Raw genomic sequence first — 24,497 nt, 5'->3', positions numbered from 1 at the left:
GAGGCGCGGAGACACGGAGGGGGGTATCCGATCGTAAGCGATGACCGGTCATCGCCAACGGGCGGGAGACTTTAATTCCTCTTCTCCGCGCCTCCGCGTCTCCGCGCGATTCAATCTTAGCGTCTTCGCGCCTTCGCGTGAAAAATCAGTTGCCATCACGGCGTGAGCGGCAGGTTATTTGCCACCACCACGGCGCCAAAACTCACGAAGATTCGTTCGCGCAGAGGCGCGGAGGACGCAGAGGCGCGGAGGACGCAGAGAGCGTGGACGGCCATTGGCAATGGCCAGTTCTCGCTGAAAAGGGGGGGGCTAAACTTCTTCTCTGCGTACTCTGCGCCTGTCCGCGCCCCCCGCAAAAAGGTCAGCCGATCCCCAGGTCCGCCGGGCCGAACGCATCCGGCAGAAGCTCGGACAAACGATAGGTGCGCACCGCATCGCCTTCGGCCGCGCCGCAATGGACGGGCAGGTCGCGGCCCCCCATCTGGGCGGCTTCGTTGATGACCTGGCGACAGCGGCCGCAGGGGCTGACCGGGGTGGTGCCGGTCGGCTTGCCGTCCGCGTCCATGGCTCCGCCGATGACGCCGACCGCCACGATCTGACGCAGCCGCCCCGCCGCCGAGGCGGTGGCGATGGCGACCGTTTCGGCGCAGAGCGACAGGCCGTAGCTGGCATTCTCGAAATTGGCCCCGGTGATGACCGAGCCGTCCTCCATCAACAGCGCCGCGCCGACCGCAAAGCGGCTGTACGGCGCATGGGCGTTGCGGGCGGCGGCACGGGCGGCGGCAATAAGGGCGTGAGGATCGGTGGCATTCATGGCGTGACGACGTCCCAGTTGACGGGGCCTTCCACCCCCTCGACCCGGCGGAAATCGCTGGCACGCCACATGCGCCAGGGGCGCGCGGCATAATCGGGCTTGAACAGATTGCCGACCGACCAGACAGGGCGGGGCAGCGCGGCGGTGATGCTATATTCCGACTCGAATGCTTTCGACACGCGCAGCATCACCGGCTTGGCGGTGTGGGTCTCGACCATCGCCACGAAGCGGGTCAGGTCGGCGACCAGCTTGGCGCGGTCGGGCCGCGCCGTGCAGTCGTCGTGGAAGGACAGGTCGATGGCGGCGGGCAGGGCGTCCCCGGCGCGCGGTACGAAGATGTTAAAGGCATCGGCCTGCGCGGCGGCGGGCTGGCACAGTGAATAGATATGGATCGCGCCGCGCCGCATTCCGGCTTCGGGCAGCGCGTCCCAATTTCCCTCGAAGGCGGCATCGCGCCGATCGGTGCCCGACGTGGCGACGATATAGGCGAAGTCCGCGCCGTTCGCGCGCAGGGTGCGCCATTCGACCGCAGGCGGGTTTTCGGGCAAGTCGATACCCTGCAGCGGATAATGCTCGGTCGAGGGCTGCCAATGCGTCACCCAGTGCCGCCCGCCTGCGCTGACCGCGCCCAGGACCAGCAGCCCGGCACCGATTTTCCAGAGAATCGCCATCAGTTGCGGATATGCAGGACGCAGAGCAGTGTGAAGAGGCGGCGTGCGGTATCGAAATCGACCTCGATCTTGCCGGTCAACCGCTCCTTCAGCATCTGTGCCGCGTCGTTATGGATACCGCGCCGGGCCATATCGATCGTCTCGATCTGTTGCGGCGTGGCGGCGCGGATCGCTTGGTAATAGCTGTCGCAGATTGCGAAATAATCCTTGATCGGCCGCCGAAAGCGCCCGAGCGCCAGCACCAGCGTCTCGATATGCGTCCCATCCTCGCGGTGCATATGAATGCCCAGGCGGCCTTCTTCGGACTCGAGCTTGATGCGGTAGGGCCCGGCATAGCCGTCGGGCTGGGGCCGCTGGGGCGCGAAATAATTTTCCTCGATCAGGTCGAAGATCGCGATCCGCCGCTCCTGTTCGACATCGGCCGAGCGCCAGCCCAGGCTGCGCTCGTCAAGGTCGATAGAGATGATCCGCGGATCGGCCATCCGGCAGGGATAGTCGCGAAGCGCGTGCGCCGCAAATCCCGCGCTGATCGACTGAATGCGTTTTCATCCGGGGCCAGTCCGCGCTAACGCCGAAGAAATGGCCACCCTAGCATTTCAGAACCCCGCTGCCGCCACCGAGCCGCAGCAGCTTCCCCGCAATATCGAGGCGGAGGCCGCGCTGCTGGGCGCGATGATGATCGACAACCGGCTGGCCGACGATCTGGTCGATCGGCTGGACCCGGAGCATTTCTTCGAGCCCGTCCATGGCCGGGTGTTTTCCGCGATCAAGAACCTGCGCGCCACCGACATGCTGGCGACCCCTGTCACCCTGCGTCCTATGTTCGAGGCGGACGAGGGGATGAAGGCGCTGGGCGGTCCGTCCTATCTGGCGCAGCTAACGGGCTCGGGCGCGGGCCTGATCGGCGCGAGGCAGTTCGCGACCCAGATCTATGACCTGGCGATGTTGCGCGCGCTGGTGACGGTGGGGCGGACGCTGGTCGACCGGGCGATGGACACCTCGGAGGAGGTGAACCCGCGCGCGCAGATCGAGCTGGCCGAGAACGAGCTGTTCAAGGTCGCGGCCGATGGCGGCTCCGAGAATGCGGTCAAGAGCTTCTCCCAGGCCACCACCATGGCGGTCAAGAATGCCGAGCGCGCGCTGAACTCCGGCGGCCATGTCTCGGGCATCACCACGGGTCTGGACTCAGTCAATGCCAAGATCGGCGGTATGCACCGGTCCGACTTGATGATCCTGGCGGGGCGTCCGGGCATGGGCAAGACCTCGCTGGCGACCAATATCGCGTTCAACGCCGCGCGCCGCTGGATGCGCGACATGCAGGACGGCATCCCGCCTTCCGAATCGGTCGGTGCCAAGGTCGCGTTCTTCAGCCTCGAAATGTCGGCCGACCAGCTGGCGACGCGTATCCTGGCCGAGCAGTCGGGGATCAGCTCCGAAGCGCTGCGCATGGGCAAGATCAGCCGCAACGAGTTCGCCCAGCTCGCCGCCGCCGCCGCCGAGCTGGAGCAGTTGCCGCTGTTCATCGACGATACCGGCGGCCTGACCATCTCCGCGCTGCACACCCGCGTCCGGCGTTTGCAGCGGCGGCTGAACAACGAACTGGGTCTGGTCGTGGTCGACTATCTCCAGCTGTTGACCGGCTCGGGCAAGTCGTCCGAGGGCAATCGCGTGCAGGAAATCTCGGAGATTTCGCGCGGACTGAAGACGCTGGCCAAGGATATGAACGTGCCGGTGCTGGCGCTGTCGCAGTTGAGCCGTGCGGTCGAGCAGCGCGAGGACAAGCGGCCGATGCTGTCCGACCTTCGCGAATCGGGCTCGATCGAGCAGGACGCCGACATGGTCTGGTTCGTGTTCCGCGAGGACTATTACATGATGCAACGCGAGCCCAAGCGCCCGATGGAAGGCGATGACGGCAAGGTCTTCGAGGATCACGCCAAATGGGCGACCGAGGTGGAGCGGGTCTATGGCCTGGCCGAGCTGATCGTCGCCAAGCAACGTCACGGTGCGACCGGCAAGGTCGTGATGAAGTTCGACCCGACGATTACGCGCTTTACCGACTTCGCGGGTTATTGAGGCCGCTGGGACCGTTCGTGCCGTACGAATGGTCCCTGTAAAATGCGCCCTGAGCCCGGCGCTCCGTCAGGCAGGCTGGTAAATTTTCGCCACCGCTCCGCCGGGAAAGGCGATGGCCTCGGCCAGATGTAGGGCCAGTGGCGCATCGAGGTCCGAAAACAGCGGCTCGCCGCGTCCCAACGCGACCGGCACGACCAGCAGAGCGAACCGATCCACCAGCCCATGCGCGATCAGGCTGCGCCCGAAGTGGACCCCGCCATGCGCGATGATCGGACCGCCCAGCTCCGCCTTGAGGGCGGCGATTTCCTCGCCCAGGTCGCCGCTGGCGACATAGGCATTGGCCCAGCTCTCGCCGTCCGGTGGCAGGGTTGCCGCATCCGGCGCGATCTCGTCACCCTCGCGCGAGAACACGGCCTTCGGGATCGCGTTCATCGGTGCGGCAAAGGCATCGGTCGATCCCGGCCAGTGGTCGGCCATGGCGTGAAAGGTCTCGCGCCCCATGATGTGCAGACCGGCCTTGCCGAGATAGTCGACGCTCCAGGCCTTGGCGGCCGGGTCCTGTCCGAACATCCAGCGATTGTCGTCATCGGCGGCACTGACGAAACCATCGAGCGACATCGTCATCTTCAGGATCAGTTCGCGCATAGGCACCTCCGTTCGGGAGGTGAAACGGCCAGCGTTATCGGTGTATCCCGGCGTCCCGTTCGATCTCAGTCCCGCGGCGACAGCAGCCAGGCGCGTGCCGCGTCCTTGCAGGTGAAGAATCGAAATTCCCCATGGTCCAGATTGGCCCGCGTCGCCTGAAATTTCGTCAGCGCACCCTTGGTATAGACCGCGACCCGGCCCGAACGGACCGCCGGAGCCTCCATCATCTGCATGAAGGCCGCGACCACCTCCTGGCTCTGGACGATGGCATGGGAATAGTCGCACAGGCTGACCGGCATGCGGCCGGTCGCGCGAATCCGGTGGATGGTCCGCTCCAGCGCGGAGCGGAACTCGGCGATGTCGTCCAGGCTCCAGAAGCCGCGAGTAACGACCTCGAAATAGCCAAGCCCGAGGTCGAGCGTGATGTCGAACAAGGGATTTTGGTTCGTCATGTCCTATCCATGGCAGGGTGCGATTAAAGGAGGGTGAAACGGATCGGGTTTTACTCGACCGCTTCCGGGGCGGGCACCGGGCTCAGCCCCCGAAATCGTTGCCAGGGCACGGCATAGCCATGGACTCTGGCAGGCTGCGTAACGCATCCTGTAATCTGGGTTAAGGCGGGGGCGGGCATGGACGAAGGTTTGCGGACGGCGATCGAGGGGGCGTACGCGGCCGCGCTCGATGACGGACGATGGGCCGATTGGACGTGGCAGACCGCCTCGATGCTCGGCGGGGCGTGCGGCGCCTTCCATGTGGTCGAGGCGCCGGGTGTCATTCGGCACCAGCAGATATTGCTCAAGGACCCGGCACCGCTCGAACGCTATGTCGCCGAGGATATTGGCCGCCTCGATCCGCAGCTTTCCTATGTGGCGCGCTTGCGCCGCGCAAAGGTCTTTACCGATACGGATCATGCGGACCGCAATGATCCGGCCACACGCGAATATTTCGCGTGGCAGGCCGCGAACGGCAAGCTGGAACATTATCTAACCGCGGCCGTGCCGCTGGACGGCGGGCGTATCTGTGCCGGTCTGTCCGTTCACCGCCATGTCGAGGACGGGGCCACGACAACGGAGGCGCGCCGCCGTCTGGAGATGCTGTTGCCCGACATCCAACGGGCGCTCGAACTCGGCTTCGTTCATGCCGCCAAGCTGACCCACGCCTATTGGGACGGCCTGCTGACCCGGCGCACCGAGCCTTGTCTGCTGCTCAGTGAGCGGGGAACCGTGCTGCGTGCCACGCCGCCCATGGAGGCATTGCTCCGCAACGGCGATGGTTTGCGATGCAGGCAAGGGCGGTTGACCTGTGGTGGCGGTATCGCCGATGCGGCGCTCGATCGGTTCATCGGGCTGGCGACGACGCGCGTACGTGCGCCGGGCACCTGTCGCATCGATCGCCCGTCGGGCAAGTCCGCCTATATCCTGAACGCCTATTCCCTGCACGGACCGGCGCGCCCGATGGCGCCGCTGGAGGCTGTCGCGATCGTGACCCTGATCGACCCCGACACCGCACCACAGGCATCGCCGGAGCGGTGGCAACAGGCGTTCGGGCTGACCCGGCGGGAGAGGGATCTGGCCGAACAGCTGGTCGCGGGCCATTCGCTGGAGAAGGCGGCCAACAGCCTGGAGATGAGCGTGTCGACTGCACGCGTCCATCTGCGCCACATCTTTTCCAAAACCTATACGGGACGCCAGGCCGAGCTGATCCAGCTGCTCGCGCGGATCGGGGCCTGACTTGCCGCTTCAGGATGCCGGGATCGGCCGGTGTATCCCGCATTCCACCTTGTCGAAGCCGCGCCAGCGCCCGGCGCGCGGGTCTTCACCGGGCTTGACGATGCTGGTGCAGGGTGCGCAGCCGATCGACAGATAGCCTTGCGCCTCCAGCGGGTGGCGGGGCAGGTCATGGCGTTCGAAATAGCCGTCCAGCGCCGCCTTGTCCCAATCCGCCAGCGGGTTGAGCTTCAGCCGCCCCTCTTCGACCTCGAACCGGGGCAGTGCGCGGCGGGTGCCCGCCTGAAAGCCCTTGCGGCCCGAAATCCAGGCTTCGAACGGGGTGAGGCCGCGCGCCAGCGGTTCGACCTTGCGCAACTCGCAGCAGCCATCGGGGTCATAGCCGTGGCGAATGCCGTCCGGGTCCTTCGCCGCGAGCAGCGAGGCGTCGGGCTGGATCACGCGGACGTCCAGCAGGCCCAGCCGCTCGACCAGCGTATCGCGGTACGCCAGCGTTTCGGAAAACATCTTCAGCGTGTCGGTGAAGACCACCGGCGTCGCCGGATCGGCCTGTGCGACCATGTGCAACAGCACGGCGGACTCGGCACCGAAGGACGACACCGCCGCGATCTGTCCGCGTAACTCGCCGGTCAGCAACGTGCGCAGCATGTCCGGCGCGGCCACACCCGCAAACCGCGCTTCATACGCCGCGGCATCCTCCGCCGTGTAAGCGGGGCGCACGTCGATCCGGTCGAGCGCGCGCTCAGCCATGGCGCAGCTTCCACACCGGCACGCGGGTATCGGCGGCCTTCTGATAGGGCTGGGGGTAGAGCGCGAGCAGCTTGGTCAGCGTGGCGGCGTCGACCGGCTTTTCCGGCGCGAAACTGTCGAAGCCGCAGCGGCGCATGGGCGGGATCTGGTCGACCAGTACATCGCCTGCCGCGCGCAACTCGCCCTCGAACCCCGCCTCGCGCAGGATACGAGCCGCCGAATAACCGCGCCCGTCGCGAAAGGTCGGGAAGCTGATCTCGACCAGCGCGATCTGGCCCAGATGCGGCAGGAGTTCGCGCGCATCGTCGCCCGCCTCCAACCGGACGGCCGTGGCGTTGGTCTGGCCCAGGAACGCGTCGAGCGTCACTGCCGGTTCGTCATGCACCACATCGTCGCGGAAACGCAGCAGCGTTGCGCCGGCATCGGTGTTCACGGTGATGGGATCAACCATAGATCGCTTCCTTGAACGGCTGCATACCGACGCGGCGATAGGTGTCGAGGAAGCGCTCACCGCCCTCGCGCAATGCGACATAGCGGTCGGTCACCCGTTCGATCGCGTCGACCACGCCGTCCTCGTCGAAGCCGGGGCCGGTGATCTTGCCGAGCGAGACGTCCTCCGCCCCCGATCCGCCGAGCAGCAGCTGGTAATTCTCGGTGCCCTTCTTATCGACGCCCAATATGCCGATATGCCCGGCATGATGATGGCCGCAGGCGTTGATGCAGCCTGAAATCTTCAGCTTCAACTCGCCCAGTTCGCGCTGCCGCCCGGCGAAACGCTCGCCGATCTTCTGCGCCAGCGGGATGGAGCGGGCATTGGCGAGGCTGCAATAATCCAGGCCGGGGCAGGCGATGATGTCCGAAATCAGGTCGAGATTGGCCTCGGCCAGCCCGGCGTCGCGAAGCGCGGTCCAGATGGCGTACAAGTCTGCCTTGCGGACATGCGGCAGGACGATGTTCTGCGCATGGGTCACGCGCAGTTCGTCATGGCCGTAACGCTCGGCGAGGTCGGCCATCAGGTCGATCTGGTCGGCCGAGGCGTCGCCGGGGATGCCGCCGATCGGCTTGAGGCTGATCGTGACGATGGCATGGCCGGGCTGCTTGTGGCCTGAGACATTCTGATCCAGCCAGACCGCGAAGTCGGGGTCGGAACGGTCGACCGTGTCGGGCGCGTCGCTGGCGAAGTCGGGACCGGCAAACATGGCAGTGATCCGCTCCAACTCGGCGAGCGGCGGGTCGATGCCGAGGTCGCGGATGGCGGCGAATTCCGCCTCCACCTGATCGCGGTAAGCGTCGACGCCGATCTCGTGGAGCAGGATCTTGATCCGCGCCTTGTAGATATTATCGCGGCGGCCATAGCGGTTATAGACCCGCAGGCACGCCTCCAGATAGCTCATCAGATGGTCGGCGGTGATGAAGTCCTTCACCTCATGCGCGATCATCGGGGTGCGGCCCATGCCGCCGCCGACGAAGATCTTCGCGCCCAGCACGCCGTCGCGCTCCAGCAGTTGGATGCCGATATCGTGCAGCCGCATCGCCGCCCGGTCCTCGTCCGCGGCGATCACCGCAATCTTGAACTTGCGCGGCAGATAGGTGAATTCCGGGTGGAAGGTCGACCATTGCCGCAGCAACTCGGCCCAGGGGCGGGGATCGGCGACCTCATCGGCGGCCGCCCCGGCGAACTGGTCCGATGAGATGTTGCGGATGCAATTGCCCGAGGTCTGGATGGCATGCATCTGGACGGTCGCCAGCTCGGCGAGGATATCGGGCGCATCGGCCAGCTTGATCCAGTTATACTGAATGTTTTGGCGCGTGGTGAAATGTCCGTAGCCCCGATCGTACTTGCGCGCGATATGGCCCAGCATCCGCATCTGGCGGCTGTCCAGCGTGCCATAGGGCACCGCGACGCGCAGCATATAGGCGTGCAGCTGGAGGTAGAGGCCATTCATCAGTCGCAGCGGCTTGAATTGATCCTCGGTCAGCGCACCCGACAGGCGGCGATCCACCTGGTCGCGAAATTCCTCGACACGCGCATCGACGATGCTCTGGTCATATTCGTCATAGCGATACATGAATGGCTCTCTCAGATGACCCAGGCGCCGGCGTCCGCATCGGCGGGCTTCAGCGTCAGATCGGGGCGCACCGTGGGGCCGAGTGCGCGGATACGGTCCTTGATATGGGCGGGGCGGGGGCCCTGTTCGGTCGCCTCGGCATCGATCAGATAGGGGACGTTGACCCGGCGCGCGCCTTCCTCGGCGCGAAGGATCGCCTCGCCTTGGCCGCCGACATCGACCGCATCCTCGACATGACGCGACCAGTCGCGCCCGGTCCACCAGACGACATCGCCGGTGCTCAAGTCATTGCCCGTCAACAGCTTCATGCACTCATTCCTTCCGCCACGCGGGCCCAACGCGCGAGCTTGTCTTCGGCATCCGACAGGGTCACGACTTCGCCGACGACGATGATCGCCGGGCTCTGCACCTTCTCGCGCTCGACCATCGGCCCGAGATCGGCGAGCAGGGTGCGGATGGCGCGGTGACCATCCAGCGTGCCGCGCTCCAGCACCGCGACCGGCATGTCGGGGGCCACGCCATCGGCCATCAGCTTGTCGGCGATGCCGTTGGCGGTCGCGACGCCCATATAGATGACGAGCGTGCGTCCCTGGCCCGCCAGCCCCGACCAGTCCTGATCGGTCAGCCCCTTGCACTGGCCCGCGACGAAGGACACGGCCGAGCTGTGGTCGCGGTGGGTCAGTGGCAGCATCGCCTCCGCCGCGCAACCGAGGGCCGCCGACACGCCGGGGATCACTTCGACGGGAAGCCCAGCGTCGCGCACCGCCTCGACCTCCTCGCCGCCGCGCCCGAAGATGAACGGGTCGCCGCCCTTCAGCCGCACGACGATCGCGCCGGTCTTTACATGCGCGACGATCAGCGCGTTGATCGCATCCTGCGACAGCGTGTGCCGCGCGCGCCGCTTGGCGACCGAGATGCGCTGCGCCTCCGGCGGCGCGAGGTCGAGCACACGCGGATCGATCAGCCCGTCATGCACGACGACGTCGGCGGTCTTCAGCGCCTCAACCGCGCGCACGGTCAACAGGCCCGGATCACCGGGGCCTGCACCAACCAGGATCACGCGTCCGCGCGCGGTGGGATCGAGAAGACTAGCCATGCTGCAACAGATGCCCCTCCGCCCGCGCCGCCACAACCGAGCGATGCTTGGGGCGGCGGTAGATCAGCTTCACCCCACTTTGCCGTACAAGGTATAACATATTTGCCTTTTGTATGAGTCTATGTTTGACTGGACAAAGGGGCATAAAGCCAAAGGGGGGAATGGAAATGAGGACACAAAGTTGCGCCAGAGCAGCGTTTGGTGCTTCGCTGATTGCGATGGCTTGGGTCGGCGTTGCATCGGCGCAAACCGCTCCAGCTGCTGAAGCGGATGCCAGTGCGCAGGCCGAGAAGATCGAGGTCACAGGCGTGGCCGCGTCGACCGACCGGATCGACGCCAAGCAGGAGGCACGCGATCCCGGTGACGTCATCGTTACCGGCACGCGCATCGTGCGGCCGAATATGGAAAGCAACGCGCCGATCACCACGATCGACTCGACCTATCTGAAGGAGCGCGGGCTCGCCCGGGTCGAGGACGCGCTGGCGCAATTGCCGCAGGTGACCCCGATGCTCGGCTTGCAGGGGGCAAGCTGGACCTCGGGTTCGGCGCCGGTGGGCCTGCGCAGCCTGGGTGCGGGGCGGACGCTGACCCTGCTTAACGGCCAGCGGATGGACAATGACGTCAACATCATCCCTGGTGCGCTGATCGAGCGGATCGACATCATGACCGGCGGTGCATCGGCGGTGTACGGTTCGGACGCGATCGCGGGCGTCGTCAACTTTATCGTAAAGCGCAAGTTCAACGGCATCGCCTTTGACGGTGAGGTCAGCGGCTTCAACCACAACAACAACAATCCGCTGCTGGCGAAGGTCGCGCAGGAGGCGGGCTATACCTATCCGCGTGGCAGCTATCTGGGCGGCGGCAATTATTTCGCGTCGCTGGCGGCGGGCAAGAACCTGTTCGACGACAAGCTCAACATTAGCGCCTTTGCGACGTACAAGAAGGCCGACCCGATCCAGTATCGGAACATCGATACGACGAACTGTCCGCTGTTGATGTTCGATCCCAACAATGTCGATGCCGGGAACACGAAGTGGACGTGCAACGGTACGACCTACAATCCCTATAACTATTTCTTCGCCAATGGTCAGGATCTGACCAACGCTCGAGACGGATCGCGCAGCTTCCGTCCCTATGACACGCAGGACGAGGTTCGTATCCAACGGGTGGACACGATTCAACGGCGGAGCGAGACGGTCAATGCGGGCGGCTTCCTGACCGCCGATCTGCCGGCTGGGATGCGGCTGAGTGGCAGCTTCCTGTACAGCAAGATCGTCGAGACGGGGTTCAACTCGATTGATGGCGGGATGTCGACCCCGACGGCACCGGTCAATTGCGACAACCCCTTCCTGGGGCAGCAACAGGCACAGATCATCTGCGGTTCGGCGGCGGGCACTACGGTGCTCAGCGCGCCGATATCCTTGTCGCTGTTCCGGCCCGGCATGATCCAGAATTTCCGCAATACGACAGACGACTGGCGCGGCTCGCTCGGCCTGTCGGGCATGATCGTCGACAAGATCCGCTTTGAACTCAGCTATCAGCAGACCCGGAATATCCAGAACGGGTCGGCCGATCACAACTGGCTTCCGGATCAAGAGGATAGGCTCGCGCGTGGGCTCCAGGTTCGCAACGTTGGCGGGGTTCCGACCTGTCTGTCCAAGATCAATGGCAGCGACCGGAGCTGCCTGCCGGTCGATGCCTTTTCGTCCGACTCCCCGATCAGCGATGCGGTCTATGGCTGGCTGACCGGTATCGGCAGCCGCCGCCAGCAGAACGATTTGCAGGTCATCAACGGCGTCGTGTCCGGGACGCTGGAGGATTACGGCCTGAAGAGCCCGTGGGCGACCAACGGCATCGGCTTTGCGATCACCGGCGAATATCGCAAGTATCGCAACCAGTCGCAGGGCTTTGGCGCCTGGTCGAACTTCACCACCTTTGACGGGCGTACCAGTGTCAAGGAACTGGGTGGGGAGATCGACATCCCGCTGATCGAAGACCGGCCCTTCTTCAAGGAACTCAGCGTCAATGGTGGCTATCGGATTTCCGATTATGACGTCTATCAGAGCCTGGTCCACAGCTGGAAGGCGGAGGCCAGCTGGGCTCCGGTCGAGGGCCTGCGTTTCCGGGGCAGCTACAACCGCGCGGTTCGCGTGGGCGTGCTCGAGCGGCTGGAAGGCGAGAATCGCTATCCCAACGCGATGATGCTCGATCTTTGTGCGCCGCCACGTGCGGCCACCAATGGAAAGACCATCCAGCGCTATACCTTCGACCAATGCTCGATCGGCATGACGCGCGCCCAATATGATGCGCTGACCAGCTATGCGGGGTGCGATTCCCGCGGCTTCTGTCCGACGACGCTGGTCAATGGCGGTAACCGCGATCTCCAGCCCGAACGGTCGCGCAGCAAGACGCTGGGCGTCGTATTCCAGCCGCGCGGGATTCCGGGCCTTTCCGCGACGGTCGACTGGTATGACATCGATATCCGGGGGGCATTCGAGTGGACCCGGATCGATATGGCGTTCGACCAATGCTATAACAACAAGGTCGAGTTCTTCTGCCAATTCTACAAGCGTGATCCGCAGAGCGGCCGCGTGCTGGTCGCAGATGCGCGGTACAACAATTCCGGCTATACCAAGACGCGGGGCATCGACTTCAGCACCAACTATACGCTCGATCCCAAGCGTCTGGGCATCGCGGACGACATCGGCACCTTCGGCCTGAACTTCAACGGCACGTTGACCACGAAGTTCGAGCGTCAGTTCGCGCCGGGCAACACGCCCTGGTCGTGCCTGGGGTATTTCGGCTTCACCTGCCGCGATCCGATGCCGCGCTGGCGGCATGTGGCGGGCGTGAACTGGCAACTGCCCTGGATCAAGGGCGGGGTCGGTTTCACCTGGCGCTATATCGGGGGCACCGATGTGTCCAAGTCCTCCACCAACACGGTTCTCGCGGCCAAGCCGGGCGAGACGTATCCGATGATCCGGCGTATCCCCGCCTATAACTACTTCGACTTCAACACGAACGTCACGCTGGTGAAGGGGATCGACGTGCGGTTCAACGTCCAGAATATCTTCGACAAAGATCCGCCTCTGATCGGCGATGCGGCAACGGCGTGGAGCGCGGTCTATTTCAACACCTATCCCACCTACTACACGGTGCGGGGACGGACGTTGCGGGTCGGTATCTCCGCCCGCTTCTAATCGGGGAAAGCCCGGAACCTCGGTTCCGGGCGCTTTTTTCAACCCGCGCGCCCCAAAAAGGGATTAGCGACTTCACGCTCGGCATCGTCGACGGAGGCTCGACCAGCGGCTAGGCCGCCGCATCAGGGTCGGCCAGTGCCCCGCCCATCGCCCGGACCCGCGCGACCTTATCGTGCAGCATTCCCCAGTCGTCAGCCTGCGCGATCGATGCCCAGATCGCTTCCACCTCCTCGATCAGCATGGATTCGGGCTCGCCCTGCCAATAGGCGTGGTCGCGTGCGCGGCGCGGGGAATAGGGCTCGACCAGGTCGCGCAAGGCGTTCCACGTGTCGTCATAATGATCCGGCACCTGCCCGCCGAACAGGTCGAAATAGACGCGGTCCAGAGGAGCGGCGCTGGTGCGCAGCGCCTGCTCGAAGGTCTGGACGAGCGCCCGGTCCTCGGTCCCGCCGCGTGGCGTCACGCCCAGCCGCCAGAGGATCGCGGTGATGATCTCCGCCTGATAGGTCGTGGCAAAGCCCTCCAGCGCGGCGATCAGCGGGGCGCTCTCCGCGATCAGCCGCAGGCTGGAGGCCAGCTGCATCACGTCCCACTGGATCGCCTCGGGCTGGCGGCCAAAGGCGTAGAGGCCCATCTGGTCGAAATAGGCGGCGGTGAAGCCCGCGTCCCAGCTCGGCGCGAACCGCCACGGGCCATAGTCGAAGCTCTCGCCGGTCACGTTGATATTGTCGGAATTGAGTACGCCGTGGACGAACCCGGCAGCCATATAGCGCGCGGCGAGCCTGGCGGTGCGCTCCGCCACCAGGGTCAGCAGTCGGACGGGATCGTCCGATTCCTCGCCATAGAAGTGGCGCAGGACATAGGCGACCAGCCGCCGCATCCCATCCTCGTCGCGCTCGAAGGCGAGCCGCTGGAAACTGCCGATACGGACATGGCCGTGGCTCATCCGCACCATGACGGCCGAGCGGGTGGGGGAGGGCTCGTCACCCCGGTGCAGCGCCTCGCCCGTCTCGATCAGCGACAGCGTGCGCGAGGTGGGGACGTTCAGCGCCTCCAGCATCTCGGTCGCCAGGATTTCGCGGACCCCGCCCTTCAGAGTCAGGCGGCCGTCGCCGGAGCGGCTATAGGGCGTCTGCCCCGACCCCTTGGTGCCGAGTTCCAGCAACCGGCCGTCACGCGCCGTCATCTGCGCGAAGGTGAAGCCGCGTCCGTCGCCGAGATCGCTGTTGTAATGGCGGAACTGATGCCCGTGATAGCGCAGCGCCATCGGCCCGGGCAGCGTGTCGGGCAGGGGGGCGAACCGGCCGAAATGCCGTGCCCATTCGTTATCGGTCAGCGTCTCCAAACCGATTTCGGCGGCGGCGCGGTCGTTGCGATAGCGGATGACGGTCTGCGGAAAATTCGCCGCCTCCACCGGATCGGCGAGAAAATCGGCCACCTCGGTCAGGGCGGTGGACGGGCCATAGGCTTGCGGGGATACGGGCATAAAGCGATATGGAGGCGGCACCGGAGGACCTTCAAGCATGATCCCTCATGAGAATCGATATTGGTGGTCGAAAGACGGCCTGCGGCTCCATGCGCGCGACTATGAGGGGGACGACACGCTGCCCCCGGTCATCTGCCTGCCGGGCCTGACTCGCAATGCGCGCGATTTCGAGGGGCTGGCCGAGGCTCTGGCGGGCCGCGCGCGGGTGATCGCGGTCAGTTTTCGCGGCCGGGGCGAAAGCGCCTATGCCAAGGACCCGATGAGCTATGTGCCGCTCACCTATGTCCAGGATGTCGAGGCGATGCTGGACGAACTGGACATCACCCGCTTCGTCGCGGTCGGCACCTCGCTGGGCGGGATCGTGACGATGATCCTGGCGGCCACCGCACGAGGGCGGCTGGCGGGGGCGGTGCTGAACGATATCGGGCCGGAGATCGAGGCGGCGGGCCTAGCGCGCATTCGCGGCTATGTCGGCAAGGGGCAGAGCTTTCCCACCTGGCTGCACGCCGCCCGCTGCGTTCAGGAGAATAACGAGGACGTCTATCCCGACTGGGGCGTCGAGGATTGGCTGACCATGGCCAAGCGCACGCATCGGTTGACCAGCGCGGGACGGATCGTGCTCGACTATGACCTGAAGATCGCCGAGCCGTTCCGGGTGCCCAATACCGAGGGCGGGCCCGATATGTGGGCCGCGCTGGACGCGCTGAACGGCGTGCCGACGCTGGTGGTACGCGGCGAGCGGTCGGACATCCTGAGCGCCGCGGTCGCCGAGCGGATGGTCGAGCGGCTGTCTCCGTCCGAACTGGTGACGGTGCCGGGCGTCGGCCATACGCCGCTGCTGACCGAGGCGGAGGCGCTGGCGGGGACCGGGCGGTTGCTGGATAATGTAGGCCAAATTCCTCCCCTGTAAGGGGAGGGGGACCAGCGAAGCTGGTGGAGGGGTGTCCCCGGTGGCGAGTTTGGCCCAACCTCTCCGACCGTGACACCCCTCCGTCAGTCCTTCGCCCTGCCACCTCCCCTTGCAGGGGAGGAAAATGGCGCTGGCGGTTTCCAACGCTGTCCCCGCCCGCTAATCCCGCAGGCATGGCCCGTCCGCTGAACATCCTGCATCTCCACTCCTCCTTCTCGCTGGGCGGCAAGGAGGCGCGTGCGGTCGCGCTCATGAACGCCTTTGGCGATGCGGCGAAGCACACCATCGTCTCCGCCATGCCCGACGAGCTGGGCGCGCGCGATTCCATTGCCAAGGGCATACGCTATGAGATCGCGCAGGAGGCGCCGCCCCTGACCGGCAAGCCCTCGGTCAAGCGATATGAAGCGATCGCCGCCTATATGCGCCGGTTCGACCTGGTGCTGACCTATAATTGGGGCGCGATCGACGGGGTGATGGCACGGCGCGTCTATCCCAAGGGCGCGCCGCCGCTGGTTCATCACGAAGACGGGTTCAACGCCGACGAGGCGCGCGGCCTGAAGATCGAGCGCAACATCTATCGCCGCATCGCCCTGTCGGCGGCGGATGCGCTGGCGGTGCCGAGCCATATCCTGGAAGGCATTGCGCGCCAGACCTGGAAGCAACCGGCCGAGCGGGTCCACCGCATCCCCAACGGCATCGCGACCGAGCTTTACGCCCGCGATCCCGATCCCAAGGGCATTCCCGGCTTCGTCCGCCAGCCCAAGGAGATCGTCGTCGGCGTGCTGGCGGGCCTGCGCCCGGTCAAGAACCTGCCGATGCTCGTCCGCGCGATGGGGGGCATCCCCAACCGCTTCCGCCTGGTGATCGTGGGCGAGGGCCCCGAGCGCGCAAATATCCAGCAGGCCGCCGCCGCGATGGGCATCGCCGACCGGCTGGTCATGCCGGGCTTCCTCGAACGCCCGTACAATTACATCCGCCATTTCGACATCGTCGCGCTGTCGTCCATGTCGGAACAGGCACCGATCTCCGTGCTGGAAGGGATGGCGGCGGGCCTGCCCATCGCCTCGCTGCCGGTCGGCGACGTGCCGCTGATGGTGTCGGAGCCCAATCGCCAGTTCATCGCCGATGCCCCCAACGAGGTGCGCCTGCGCGACGTGATCCAGGCGCTGATCTCGCATCCCGAGCTTCGCGCCGAGGCGGGCGCGGCCAACCAGGCGCGGGTGCGGGCCGAGTTCGACCAGGCGCAGATGATCGCGCGCTACAAGGCGCTGTACGAGCGGGTCCTGGGGCGGCCCGGCGCGCTGGGCTGACCGTCCACACCGGGGCGTGCCGTTAATTCCCCTCGCTAACCCATGCCAACACGCTATATGAGACCCTTTCGGACCAGTAAGGTAAAGACGTGTTCAAAGGCTTGAGCCCCATCCTGTACAACGGCCGCGAGGTTTGGCCGCTGATCGAAGGCGGGAAGGGCGTCGCTGCGACCAACCACGCATCCGCTGGCGCCTGGGCGGCGGCGGGCGGCGTCGGCACCGTGTCGGCCGTGAATGCCGACAGCTATGATGCCGAGGGCAAGATCATTCCCCAGATCTACCGCGCGCTGACCCGGCGCGAGCGGCACGAAGAGCTGATCGAATACGCCATCGAGGGCGCGGTCCAGCAGGTGAAGCGCGCCTGGGACATTGCCGGTGGCAAGGGCGCGATCAACATCAACGTGCTGTGGGAAATGGGCGGCGCGCAGCGCGTGTTGGAAGGCGTGCTGGCGCGCACCAAGGGGCTGGTCGCGGGCGTCACCTGTGGCGCTGGCATGCCCTATAAGCTCTCCGAGATCGCGGCGCATCATCAGGTCAGCTATCTGCCGATCGTCTCCTCGGGCCGCGCTTTCCGCGCGCTGTGGAAGCGTGCCTATTCCAAGGCGGCGGAATGGCTGTCGGCGGTGGTGTATGAGGACCCCTGGCTCGCCGGTGGCCATAACGGCCTGTCCAACGCCGAAGACCCCTTGCAGCCCCAAGACCCGTATCCGCGTGTGAAGGCGCTGCGCGACACGATGCGCGAGGGCGGGATTTCGGACGAGGTGCCGATCGTGATGGCGGGCGGCGTCTGGTACTTGCGCGACTGGAACGACTGGATCGACAATCCCGAGCTGGGCAAGATCGCCTTCCAGTTCGGCACGCGTCCGCTGCTGACCCAGGAAAGCCCGATCCCCGAGGATTGGAAGCAGCGGCTGATGACGATCGAGCAGGGTGACGTCTTGCTCCACCGCTTCTCGCCGACCGGTTTCTATTCCAGTGCGGTGCGCAACCCCTTCCTGCGCAATCTGGAGGCTCGTTCGGAGCGCCAGATCGCCTTCTCGACCCAGGAAGCGGGAGACCATGTCTTCCAGCTCGACGTGGGCGTGAAGGGCAAGAATTTCTGGGTGACCAAGGGCGACCTGCTGCGAGCCCGCGAGTGGTTCGGCGCGGGTTTCACCATGGCGCTGAAGACGCCCGACAACACGCTGGTCTTCGTGACGCCGGAAGAAGCCAAGGAAATCCGCAAGGACCAGGCCGACTGCATGGGCTGCCTGTCGCAGTGCCTGTTTTCGAGCTGGGCGGATAGCGAGACCAACTCGACCGGCCGTCTGGCCGACCCGCGCAGCTTCTGCATCCAGAAGACGCTGCAGGAGATCGCCCATGGCGGCGATGTCGAGCAGAACCTGATGTTCGCGGGCCACGCCGCGTACAACTTCAAGCGCGACCCTTTCTACTCGAACGGGTTCGTGCCGACGGTCAAGCAACTGGTCGACCGCATCCTGACCGGCGACTGATCGCCGCGAAGCGTTACGAAAAGGGGGGCTTTCCTGAACCGGTAAGCCCCCCTTTTTGCATCAGTCGGCGACGGTGCCGACGACCGCACCGGCGGTGCCGCCGACCGCTGCGCCCTTCTGCACGCTGCCTCCGGTCGCGGCGGCGACGCCCGCGCCACCCGCGCCACCGATTGCGGCGCCCTTCAGCGTCGAACAGGCCGACATCGACAGCGCGGTTGCGGTGAGGGTGAAGGCAATGGCCAGCTTTTTCATGAAGGTAGCTCCTGTTGAGATGACAGGAGGGGGAATGCCGCCCGCCCCATGCGGTTCCGCGTCGCAACATTTTGAAACGGATCGGGAAACGCCGTTACAGGGCGATAGGATGCTGGGTTGGAAGTGCGTGCCGCCTTTGCCGATCCGGGTTGAAGCGATACGATCATCCCGATATCTGTATTGTTTCAGTAACACAGTTCCTCATATATTCGGGTACTGCGCCTGAAACGACGGCAGGGGGGAAGCACATGGCGAGCATGTCACGCATAATGGGGTCGCGCGACACCTATGTCCGGTGGGCGGTCTCTACCGTTACGCTGGCATTGATCCTCGTTGCAGCCCCCCTATCCGCCAAGGGGCAGGCGGTGCCCGCATCCGTTGCTGCGGATCGGGCGTTGGACACGGCGCTGAATGCCTATCTCGTCGCCGCGACCCGGAACGAGCAATTTTCCGGCACCGTGCTTCTCGCGCGGGACGGCAAGCCGGTCTTCCTGCGCAGCTATGGCATGGCAAACTACGAGCTGAGCGTCCCGAACGGCCCCGACACGGTGTTCCGCCTCGCTTCGATCACCAAGCAGTTTACCGCGCTTGCCGTCATGCAGCTTCAAGAGCAGAACAAGCTCCATGTCGACGATCCGATCTGCCGCTATCTGGTCGACTGTCCGGCCGCATGGCGGCCGATCACCATTCGCCAGTTGCTAAACCACATGTCGGGCATTCCCAACTTCTCCAGCCTGCCCGAGTGGGACGAGGTGCTGTCCCGGCGCGATTACACACCGACCGAGCTTGTCGCGCTATTCCGCAACCTGCCCCTGAAATTCGCGCCCGGTGAAAAGTACGATTATTCCAATTCGGGCTATCATCTCCTCGGTCTTATCATCGAGCGGACCTCGGGGATGCCTTGGGGTGCCTATGTCAAGCGGCACATATTGATACCGGTCGGGATGACGCACAGCGGGGACGATAATAGTCGCGCCATCGTTCCACACCGCGCGTCGGGCTATTATTCGCTTGGCACCACCTTTATCAACGCGCCGATCATCAGCCACACGGTCGGCTATGCTGCGGGTGGGCTCCACTCGACCGTGGGTGACTTGCTGCTCTGGGAGCGAGCATTGGCGCCCGGCAAATTGGTCAGCCAGGCGTCCCTTGATGCGATGTTTACGCCAGCGAAGAACAATTACGGCTTTGGCTGGCGGATCGGGGAGCGGTTTGGCCGCCACGAGATGGACCATTCCGGAAGCGACAACGGCTTCTCGACCTACATCATCCGATTCCCCGCCGATCGGCTGACCGCGATTGTGCTGAGCAACAGCGATCGTGCCTCGGCGAGCAAGGTCGGGAATGCGATGGCCGCCATTGCCTTCGGTCAGCCGACACCGCTGCCCGTCGCGCAGCTTCGAGAAATTCTCTGGGACCGGATCGATCGTGGCGGCGTCGCCGGCGCCATCGCGCTGTATCGGGAACTGAAACAGTCGGATGCCAAGCTCGACTTCAGCGACGATGCGCTGGTGGGGCTGGGCTATGATCTTTATGAAGCCCAGCGCTATGCCGACGCCAAGGCGATTTTCCGCTTCAACCTGACGGTCTACCCCAAATCCGCTTATAGCCATGACGGCTTGGCGGACATCGCCGTCGCCGAGGGGGATCGCGAACAGGCAATCAGCCTGTTTCGCCAGTCGCTGGCGCTCGATCCGACCAATGTCTATGCCAGCGATGCGTTGAAGCGGCTGCAGGCCTCGCCCCGCTAGCGGCCCAGCCCCTATAACCACCCCTCCAACACCTGATCCGGCGGACGGTGGCCGTCGGCCCAGCTGCGGATATTGGCGATGACCTTCTCGCCGGATGCCACACGACCTTCCAGCGTGGCCGAGCCCATATGCGGGGTCAGAACGACATTGGGCAGCGCCAGCAGGCGCGGGTCGATCTCCGGCTCGTGCCGCCAGACGTCGAGGCCGGCCCCTGCCAGTTGGCCCGCCTCCAGCGCGTCGACCAGCGCATCCTCGTCGACGATGCCGCCCCGGCTGGCGTTGATCAGATAGACATGGGGGCGCATCAGGGCGATGCGGCGGCGGTCGATCAGGTCATGGCTATCGGCGTTCAGGGGCGTGTGGATCGACACGATGTCGACCGCGCCCAGCATCGCATCGAGATCGGGATGCCAGGTCGCGCCCAGCTCCGCCTCGATGCTGGCGGGCAGGCGGCGGCGGTTATGGTAATGGATCGACAGGCCAAAGGCGCGTGCGCGCCGGGCGACGGCTTGGCCGATCCGCCCCATGCCGACCACGCCCAGCGCCTTGCCGCCGATCCGGTGGCCCAGCATCCCGCCGGGGCTCCATCCCTTCCAGCCGCCCGAGCGGACCAGCTTCTCGCCCTCGGGCAGGCGGCGCGGCACCGACAGGATCAGCGCCATGGTCATGTCGGCGGTGTCCTCGGTCAGGACGCCGGGGGTATTGGTGACGATGATGCCCCGGGCGCGGGCTGCCTTCAGGTCGATATGGTTCACGCCCGCGCCGAAATTGGCGATCAGCTTCAGGCGGGGCCCGGCGCTCGCGATCAAATCCGCGTCGATCGCGTCGGTTACGGTCGGGACCAGCACGTCGCAATCGGCCATGGCGGCGGCCAGTTCGTCGCGGTGCATCTTTTCGTCCGAGCGATTCAGCTGCGTATCGAACAGCGCGGCCATCCGCTCCATGATCGGATCGGGCAGCTCGCGGGTGACGACCACCCTGGGGTTCAGGCAGCGGCGTGGATCGGTCATAGCGACGGATTGGGCCAAGCCCGCCGGTCCGTCAACCGGGCACGCGCCGCACGCCCCTGCGAACATGGTTGAAGCGGCGCCCCCGCTCGGCGTAGAGGCAGGGCCGGGCGGGCAGGTAAAAGGATAGACGATGCGCAGGTCGATGGCCGGGCTGGCACTGATCGCGACGACGCTGTCGATGGATCTGGCGACGGGGCTGACCGCTCCGGCCGCCGTTGCCGCGTCCGAAAAGCGCGCCATGCCCTATTATGGTTCGATCGGGGCGACGCTGGCCCGGATGCGCACCGGCCCGGCGCGCGCCTATCCCGCCAGCTGGACCTATCGCCGCCAGGACCTGCCGGTAAAGGTGATCGCCGCGTTCAAGGAATGGCGCAAGGTGCAGGACCCCGATGGGACCGAGGGCTGGATGCTCGCCGTCCTGCTCCGCAACACCCGTACCGCCATCGTGCGCAGTTCCGACCCGCTGCCGATGCGCGCCGCCCCGGATGAGGGTGCCAAGACACTATGGCGCGCTGCGCCGGGCGTGGTCGGGCGGATCAGCGAGTGCAACGGGGCCTGGTGCCGGTTCGACGTGAAGGGGCAGGCGGGCTTCGTGCCGGTCGGCTCGATCTGGGGTGTCGATCCGGGGGAAGTGCTGCCGTAAGGGGGTTCCTGGTCGCGGAATTGGTCTCGGTGAGACCCCTTGCCCTCCCCCATCCCCTCCCGCAGGCGGGAGGGGATGGGGGAGGGCAGCGATTGCCTCAATGAAACTTCAGACCCTTGCCGGGCTGCGACAGCGAAGCAGAAACTTACAACAACTCCACCGCCATCGCGGTGGCTTCGCCGCCGCCGATGCAGAGCGAGGCGACGCCGCGTTTGGCCCCCTTGGTCTCCAGCGCCGACAACAGGGTCGCCAGCACGCGTGCGCCGCTCGCGCCGATCGGGTGGCCCAGCGCGCAAGCGCCGCCATGGACGTTCAGCCGGTCGTGCGACAGGTCCATGTCGCGCATCGCGATCATCGCGACGGCCGCAAAGGCTTCGTTGACTTCATAGAGATCGGCATCACCGGTCGACCAGCCCGCGCGCTCGAGCGCCTTGCGCATCGCGAAGACCGGCGCGGTGGTGAAACGGGCGGGCGCATGGGCATGGCCTGCCTGCGCTACGACCCGCGCGATCGGGGTGAGGCCCAGCCGCTCGGCGACGCTGGCGCGCGTCATGACCAGCGCCGCCGCGCCGTCCGAGATGGAGGAGGCATTGGCCGCGGTGATGGTGCCGTCCTTGGCAAAGGCGGGCTTCAGCGTCGGGATCTTGGCCGGATCGCCCTTGGCGGGTTGTTCGTCGAGGCTGATCTGTTCCTCGCCCTTGCGGGTCTTGATGGTGACCGGCACGATCTCGCGGTCGAACGCGCCGGAGGCCTGCGCCGCCTTGGCGCGCTCCAGCGAGGCGATGGCGAAATCATCCTGCGCCGCCCGCGTGAACTGGTATTCCTGCGCCGCCTCCTCGGCGAAATGGCCCATCAGCCGCCCCCGCTCATAGGCGTCCTCCAGCCCGTCGAGGAACATATGGTCGTAGAGCGTGTCATGGCCGATGCGCGCGCCGCCGCGATGCTTGTGGCTGAGATAGGGGGCGTTCGTCATGCTCTCCATGCCGCCCGCGACGATCAGGTCGGCCGACCCGGCCGCCAGCGCCTCGGCGGCCATGATCGCGGCCTGCATGCCCGAACCGCACATCTTGTTGACCGTCGTCGCCTCGACCTGTTCACCCAGACCCGCGAAGATCGCCGCCTGGCGCGCTGGGGCCTGACCCAACCCGGCGGGCAGGACGCAGCCCATATGGATGCGATCGATGGTGGAAGGATCGACGCCCGCCCGCTCGACCGCACCCTTTACGGCGGCGGCGCCCAGCTGGGTCGCGGACAAGCCCGACAGGCTGCCCTGGAACGATCCCATGGGGGTGCGGGCATAGGACAGGATGACGATGGGGTCCGTCATGGGGACATGCTCTCCAAATAGGTATGTTTTGATGTCGTTGTTGGCCGGGTCTGTACGCCTTTTGCTCGGGCGGCGCAAAGGGGCTAGGGCGGTGGCCATGGCGTTCGGGGCGGCATCGGCGGTGTGGGCCGTGTTCTATGGATTGGCGGGCGCGATCGTCGGATCGTTCGTCGCCGCGCTGGTGCTGCGCTGGCTGGAGGATCGCTCGGTCATGGTCGGGCGGTCGGCCTGCGATCATTGCGGGGGAACGCTGCGGCCCTGGGAGCTGGTGCCGGTCCTGAGCTTCGTTGCCCTGCGCGGCCGTTGCGCGCGGTGCCGAGAGCCGATCGATCCGGTGCATTGGCGAATAGAGGTGCTGGCACTGCTGATCGGCGCATCGGCGGGTTGGGTCGCGGGGCCCGATGGCTGGATGGGGGCGCTGTTCGGCTGGTCGCTGCTGGCGCTGGGGGCGTTGGATGCCCTGGCCTTCTGGCTGCCGGATCGGTTGACGCTTTGGCTAGCGATGACGGGTGTCCTGACCGGGGTGCTGGGCCAAGCGCCGCCGCTGGGCGATCGGCTGGTCGGCGGGCTGATTGGTTTTGGTGGGCTCTGGGCCATTGGTGCGGGCTACCGGTGGTGGCGCGGACGCGAAGGGCTGGGCGGTGGCGACCCGAAGCTGTTGGGGGCGATCGGCTTGTGGCTCGGCTGGCGGATGATTCCGGGGGTGCTGCTGGTCGCCTGCATCATCGGGCTGGGCTTCGTCGGACTGCGGCTCGTCTTGGGGCGCGGGGCGCTGAGGCAGGACATGGTGCCGCTGGGCCTGCTGCTGGCCCTGGCGGCTTACCCGGCCTGGGTGTTGATGATAGGAATGGCCCCATGATGCTCTTGACGATCGTCGCCATGGCGCAAGCCGCCGCCGCGCCCGTTCTGGGCACGCTGCCCAAACAGTCCCTCCCGGAAAAGGGCTGCGCCGCCTATCTGTGGGCGGTGCAGGACCAGCGTTTCGTCGCCATGGTCGAGCCGGGGCGGCTGCGCGTGATGCTGGACGGCAAGCAAGCCGATCTGCCCGCTGCCGAGGCCGGGGGCACGGGCGCGCTGGGGCTGGCCAGCACAACGCGCTATGCCGGGGAAGGGGTTACGGCCACGCTCGACATGACGATCACCCAGCGCGAAACGCTGCAGGACGGGGCCATCGTATCGGATGCGACGATCCGCCTAGCGCGCGGAAATCAGGACGAAATCATCGTGCCGGTGGGCGGCATGGTGGGGTGCGCACCGGCGGCCCGTTGAT

At 65.8% G+C, this 24,497-nt stretch carries 24 protein-coding genes; 10 read left to right on the top strand and 14 right to left on the bottom strand.

Annotated elements, in window-relative coordinates; genetic code table 11:
* Positions 1 to 361: 361 nt before the first annotated feature.
* Genes SB4_RS16135 through SB4_RS16125 form a run of 3 tightly spaced genes read right to left on the bottom strand, consistent with a single transcriptional unit; the run spans position 362 to position 1,967 of the window.
* Positions 362 to 814, bottom strand: a complete 453-nt coding sequence (locus SB4_RS16135) for a cytidine deaminase (protein ID WP_058733100.1) — start codon at positions 812 to 814, stop codon at positions 362 to 364.
* Positions 811 to 1,485, bottom strand: coding sequence for a GH25 family lysozyme (locus SB4_RS16130; protein ID WP_058753388.1), 675 nt, complete (start codon positions 1,483 to 1,485; stop codon positions 811 to 813). The genes SB4_RS16135 and SB4_RS16130 overlap by 4 nt, the downstream gene beginning before the upstream one ends.
* Complete coding sequence (locus SB4_RS16125; protein WP_058717756.1) at positions 1,485 to 1,967, bottom strand: UPF0262 family protein; 483 nt, start codon at positions 1,965 to 1,967, stop codon at positions 1,485 to 1,487. Before SB4_RS16125 ends, SB4_RS16130 begins: the two co-directional genes overlap by 1 nt.
* Positions 1,968 to 2,064: 97 nt before the next feature.
* Here SB4_RS16125 and SB4_RS16120 point away from each other — a divergent pair, with 97 nt between their 5' ends.
* The gene (locus SB4_RS16120) at positions 2,065 to 3,558 is read left to right on the top strand and encodes a replicative DNA helicase (RefSeq protein WP_056430330.1); all 1,494 of its coding nucleotides are present in this window, start codon (positions 2,065 to 2,067) and stop codon (positions 3,556 to 3,558) included.
* A gap of 66 nt (positions 3,559 to 3,624) precedes the next feature.
* Here the strand turns inward: SB4_RS16120 and SB4_RS16115 are convergent, their stop codons facing one another.
* Both SB4_RS16115 and SB4_RS16110 read right to left on the bottom strand, forming a co-directional pair.
* Positions 3,625 to 4,203, bottom strand: coding sequence for a dihydrofolate reductase family protein (locus SB4_RS16115; protein ID WP_058753387.1), 579 nt, complete (start codon positions 4,201 to 4,203; stop codon positions 3,625 to 3,627).
* A 65-nt stretch (positions 4,204 to 4,268) separates the two neighbouring features.
* On the bottom strand, positions 4,269 to 4,655 hold the full coding sequence (locus tag SB4_RS16110; protein ID WP_058753386.1) for a hypothetical protein: 387 nt from the start codon (positions 4,653 to 4,655) through the stop codon (positions 4,269 to 4,271).
* A 177-nt stretch (positions 4,656 to 4,832) separates the two neighbouring features.
* Here SB4_RS16110 and SB4_RS16105 point away from each other — a divergent pair, with 177 nt between their 5' ends.
* Positions 4,833 to 5,933, top strand: a complete 1,101-nt coding sequence (locus SB4_RS16105) for a helix-turn-helix transcriptional regulator (RefSeq protein WP_058753385.1) — start codon at positions 4,833 to 4,835, stop codon at positions 5,931 to 5,933.
* A gap of 9 nt (positions 5,934 to 5,942) precedes the next feature.
* On the opposite strand, the gene SB4_RS16100 is transcribed toward SB4_RS16105, so the two are convergent.
* The 5 genes from SB4_RS16100 to cobA are packed head-to-tail and all read right to left on the bottom strand — an operon-like array spanning position 5,943 to position 9,845.
* A complete protein-coding gene (locus tag SB4_RS16100; RefSeq protein WP_058753384.1) occupies positions 5,943 to 6,680 on the bottom strand; it encodes a phosphoadenylyl-sulfate reductase in 738 nt (245 codons plus the stop codon).
* Complete coding sequence (locus tag SB4_RS16095; RefSeq protein ID WP_058717761.1) at positions 6,673 to 7,131, bottom strand: DUF934 domain-containing protein; 459 nt, start codon at positions 7,129 to 7,131, stop codon at positions 6,673 to 6,675. Before SB4_RS16095 ends, SB4_RS16100 begins: the two co-directional genes overlap by 8 nt.
* Positions 7,124 to 8,749, bottom strand: coding sequence for a nitrite/sulfite reductase (locus SB4_RS16090; RefSeq protein WP_058753383.1), 1,626 nt, complete (start codon positions 8,747 to 8,749; stop codon positions 7,124 to 7,126). Before SB4_RS16090 ends, SB4_RS16095 begins: the two co-directional genes overlap by 8 nt.
* Before the next feature lie 11 nt (positions 8,750 to 8,760).
* Positions 8,761 to 9,057: a DUF2849 domain-containing protein gene (locus tag SB4_RS16085; protein WP_058717763.1), complete on the bottom strand. Its 297-nt coding sequence runs from the start codon at positions 9,055 to 9,057 to the stop codon at positions 8,761 to 8,763.
* The gene (gene cobA, locus SB4_RS16080) at positions 9,054 to 9,845 is read right to left on the bottom strand and encodes a uroporphyrinogen-III C-methyltransferase (RefSeq protein WP_058753382.1); all 792 of its coding nucleotides are present in this window, start codon (positions 9,843 to 9,845) and stop codon (positions 9,054 to 9,056) included. Before cobA ends, SB4_RS16085 begins: the two co-directional genes overlap by 4 nt.
* Positions 9,846 to 10,063: 218 nt before the next feature.
* On the opposite strand from cobA, the gene SB4_RS16075 reads away from it, so the two are divergent.
* Complete coding sequence (locus tag SB4_RS16075) at positions 10,064 to 13,045, top strand: TonB-dependent receptor domain-containing protein (protein WP_058753381.1); 2,982 nt, start codon at positions 10,064 to 10,066, stop codon at positions 13,043 to 13,045.
* Positions 13,046 to 13,154: 109 nt separating this feature from the next.
* Here SB4_RS16075 and SB4_RS16070 read toward each other — a convergent pair whose 3' ends face one another.
* Positions 13,155 to 14,531, bottom strand: coding sequence for a protein adenylyltransferase SelO family protein (locus tag SB4_RS16070; RefSeq protein WP_058753380.1), 1,377 nt, complete (start codon positions 14,529 to 14,531; stop codon positions 13,155 to 13,157).
* Positions 14,532 to 14,568: 37 nt separating this feature from the next.
* Here SB4_RS16070 and SB4_RS16065 point away from each other — a divergent pair, with 37 nt between their 5' ends.
* The 3 genes from SB4_RS16065 (at position 14,569) to SB4_RS16055 (ending at position 18,244) form a co-directional block, all read left to right on the top strand.
* Positions 14,569 to 15,441: an alpha/beta fold hydrolase gene (locus tag SB4_RS16065; RefSeq protein ID WP_058753379.1), complete on the top strand. Its 873-nt coding sequence runs from the start codon at positions 14,569 to 14,571 to the stop codon at positions 15,439 to 15,441.
* A gap of 173 nt (positions 15,442 to 15,614) precedes the next feature.
* Positions 15,615 to 16,751, top strand: a complete 1,137-nt coding sequence (locus tag SB4_RS16060; RefSeq protein ID WP_058753378.1) for a glycosyltransferase family 4 protein — start codon at positions 15,615 to 15,617, stop codon at positions 16,749 to 16,751.
* An 89-nt stretch (positions 16,752 to 16,840) separates the two neighbouring features.
* Positions 16,841 to 18,244 carry an NAD(P)H-dependent flavin oxidoreductase gene (locus SB4_RS16055; protein ID WP_058753377.1) on the top strand — a complete coding sequence of 468 codons (1,404 nt, stop codon included), beginning with the start codon at positions 16,841 to 16,843 and terminating at the stop codon, positions 18,242 to 18,244.
* Between the two features lie 60 nt (positions 18,245 to 18,304).
* On the opposite strand, the gene SB4_RS16050 is transcribed toward SB4_RS16055, so the two are convergent.
* The gene (locus SB4_RS16050) at positions 18,305 to 18,496 is read right to left on the bottom strand and encodes a hypothetical protein (protein WP_058753376.1); all 192 of its coding nucleotides are present in this window, start codon (positions 18,494 to 18,496) and stop codon (positions 18,305 to 18,307) included.
* 257 nt (positions 18,497 to 18,753) lie between these two features.
* Between SB4_RS16050 and SB4_RS16045 the strand changes: the two genes are divergently transcribed.
* Positions 18,754 to 20,247 carry a serine hydrolase domain-containing protein gene (locus SB4_RS16045; protein WP_193753853.1) on the top strand — a complete coding sequence of 498 codons (1,494 nt, stop codon included), beginning with the start codon at positions 18,754 to 18,756 and terminating at the stop codon, positions 20,245 to 20,247.
* 11 nt (positions 20,248 to 20,258) lie between these two features.
* On the opposite strand, the gene SB4_RS16040 is transcribed toward SB4_RS16045, so the two are convergent.
* Positions 20,259 to 21,257, bottom strand: coding sequence for a 2-hydroxyacid dehydrogenase (locus SB4_RS16040; protein ID WP_058753374.1), 999 nt, complete (start codon positions 21,255 to 21,257; stop codon positions 20,259 to 20,261).
* Positions 21,258 to 21,387: 130 nt separating this feature from the next.
* Here SB4_RS16040 and SB4_RS16035 point away from each other — a divergent pair, with 130 nt between their 5' ends.
* Complete coding sequence (locus tag SB4_RS16035; protein WP_082670241.1) at positions 21,388 to 21,900, top strand: SH3 domain-containing protein; 513 nt, start codon at positions 21,388 to 21,390, stop codon at positions 21,898 to 21,900.
* A 145-nt stretch (positions 21,901 to 22,045) separates the two neighbouring features.
* Here SB4_RS16035 and SB4_RS16030 read toward each other — a convergent pair whose 3' ends face one another.
* Positions 22,046 to 23,227 carry an acetyl-CoA C-acyltransferase gene (locus tag SB4_RS16030; RefSeq protein WP_058753373.1) on the bottom strand — a complete coding sequence of 394 codons (1,182 nt, stop codon included), beginning with the start codon at positions 23,225 to 23,227 and terminating at the stop codon, positions 22,046 to 22,048.
* A 97-nt stretch (positions 23,228 to 23,324) separates the two neighbouring features.
* On the opposite strand from SB4_RS16030, the gene SB4_RS16025 reads away from it, so the two are divergent.
* Together SB4_RS16025 and SB4_RS16020 are read left to right on the top strand one after the other, a co-directional pair.
* Positions 23,325 to 24,086: a prepilin peptidase gene (locus SB4_RS16025; protein ID WP_058753372.1), complete on the top strand. Its 762-nt coding sequence runs from the start codon at positions 23,325 to 23,327 to the stop codon at positions 24,084 to 24,086.
* Positions 24,083 to 24,496, top strand: a complete 414-nt coding sequence (locus SB4_RS16020) for a hypothetical protein (RefSeq protein WP_058753371.1) — start codon at positions 24,083 to 24,085, stop codon at positions 24,494 to 24,496. Before SB4_RS16025 ends, SB4_RS16020 begins: the two co-directional genes overlap by 4 nt.
* Position 24,497 lies beyond the last annotated feature (1 nt).

Origin of the sequence: Sphingomonas sanguinis (assembly GCF_001476905.1) — a bacterium.
In the GTDB taxonomy this organism is placed as follows: Bacteria; Pseudomonadota; Alphaproteobacteria; order Sphingomonadales; family Sphingomonadaceae; genus Sphingomonas; species Sphingomonas sanguinis_B.
Note: the sequence above shows the minus strand (reverse complement) of the source record. Positions and strands in the feature narration are given on the sequence as shown.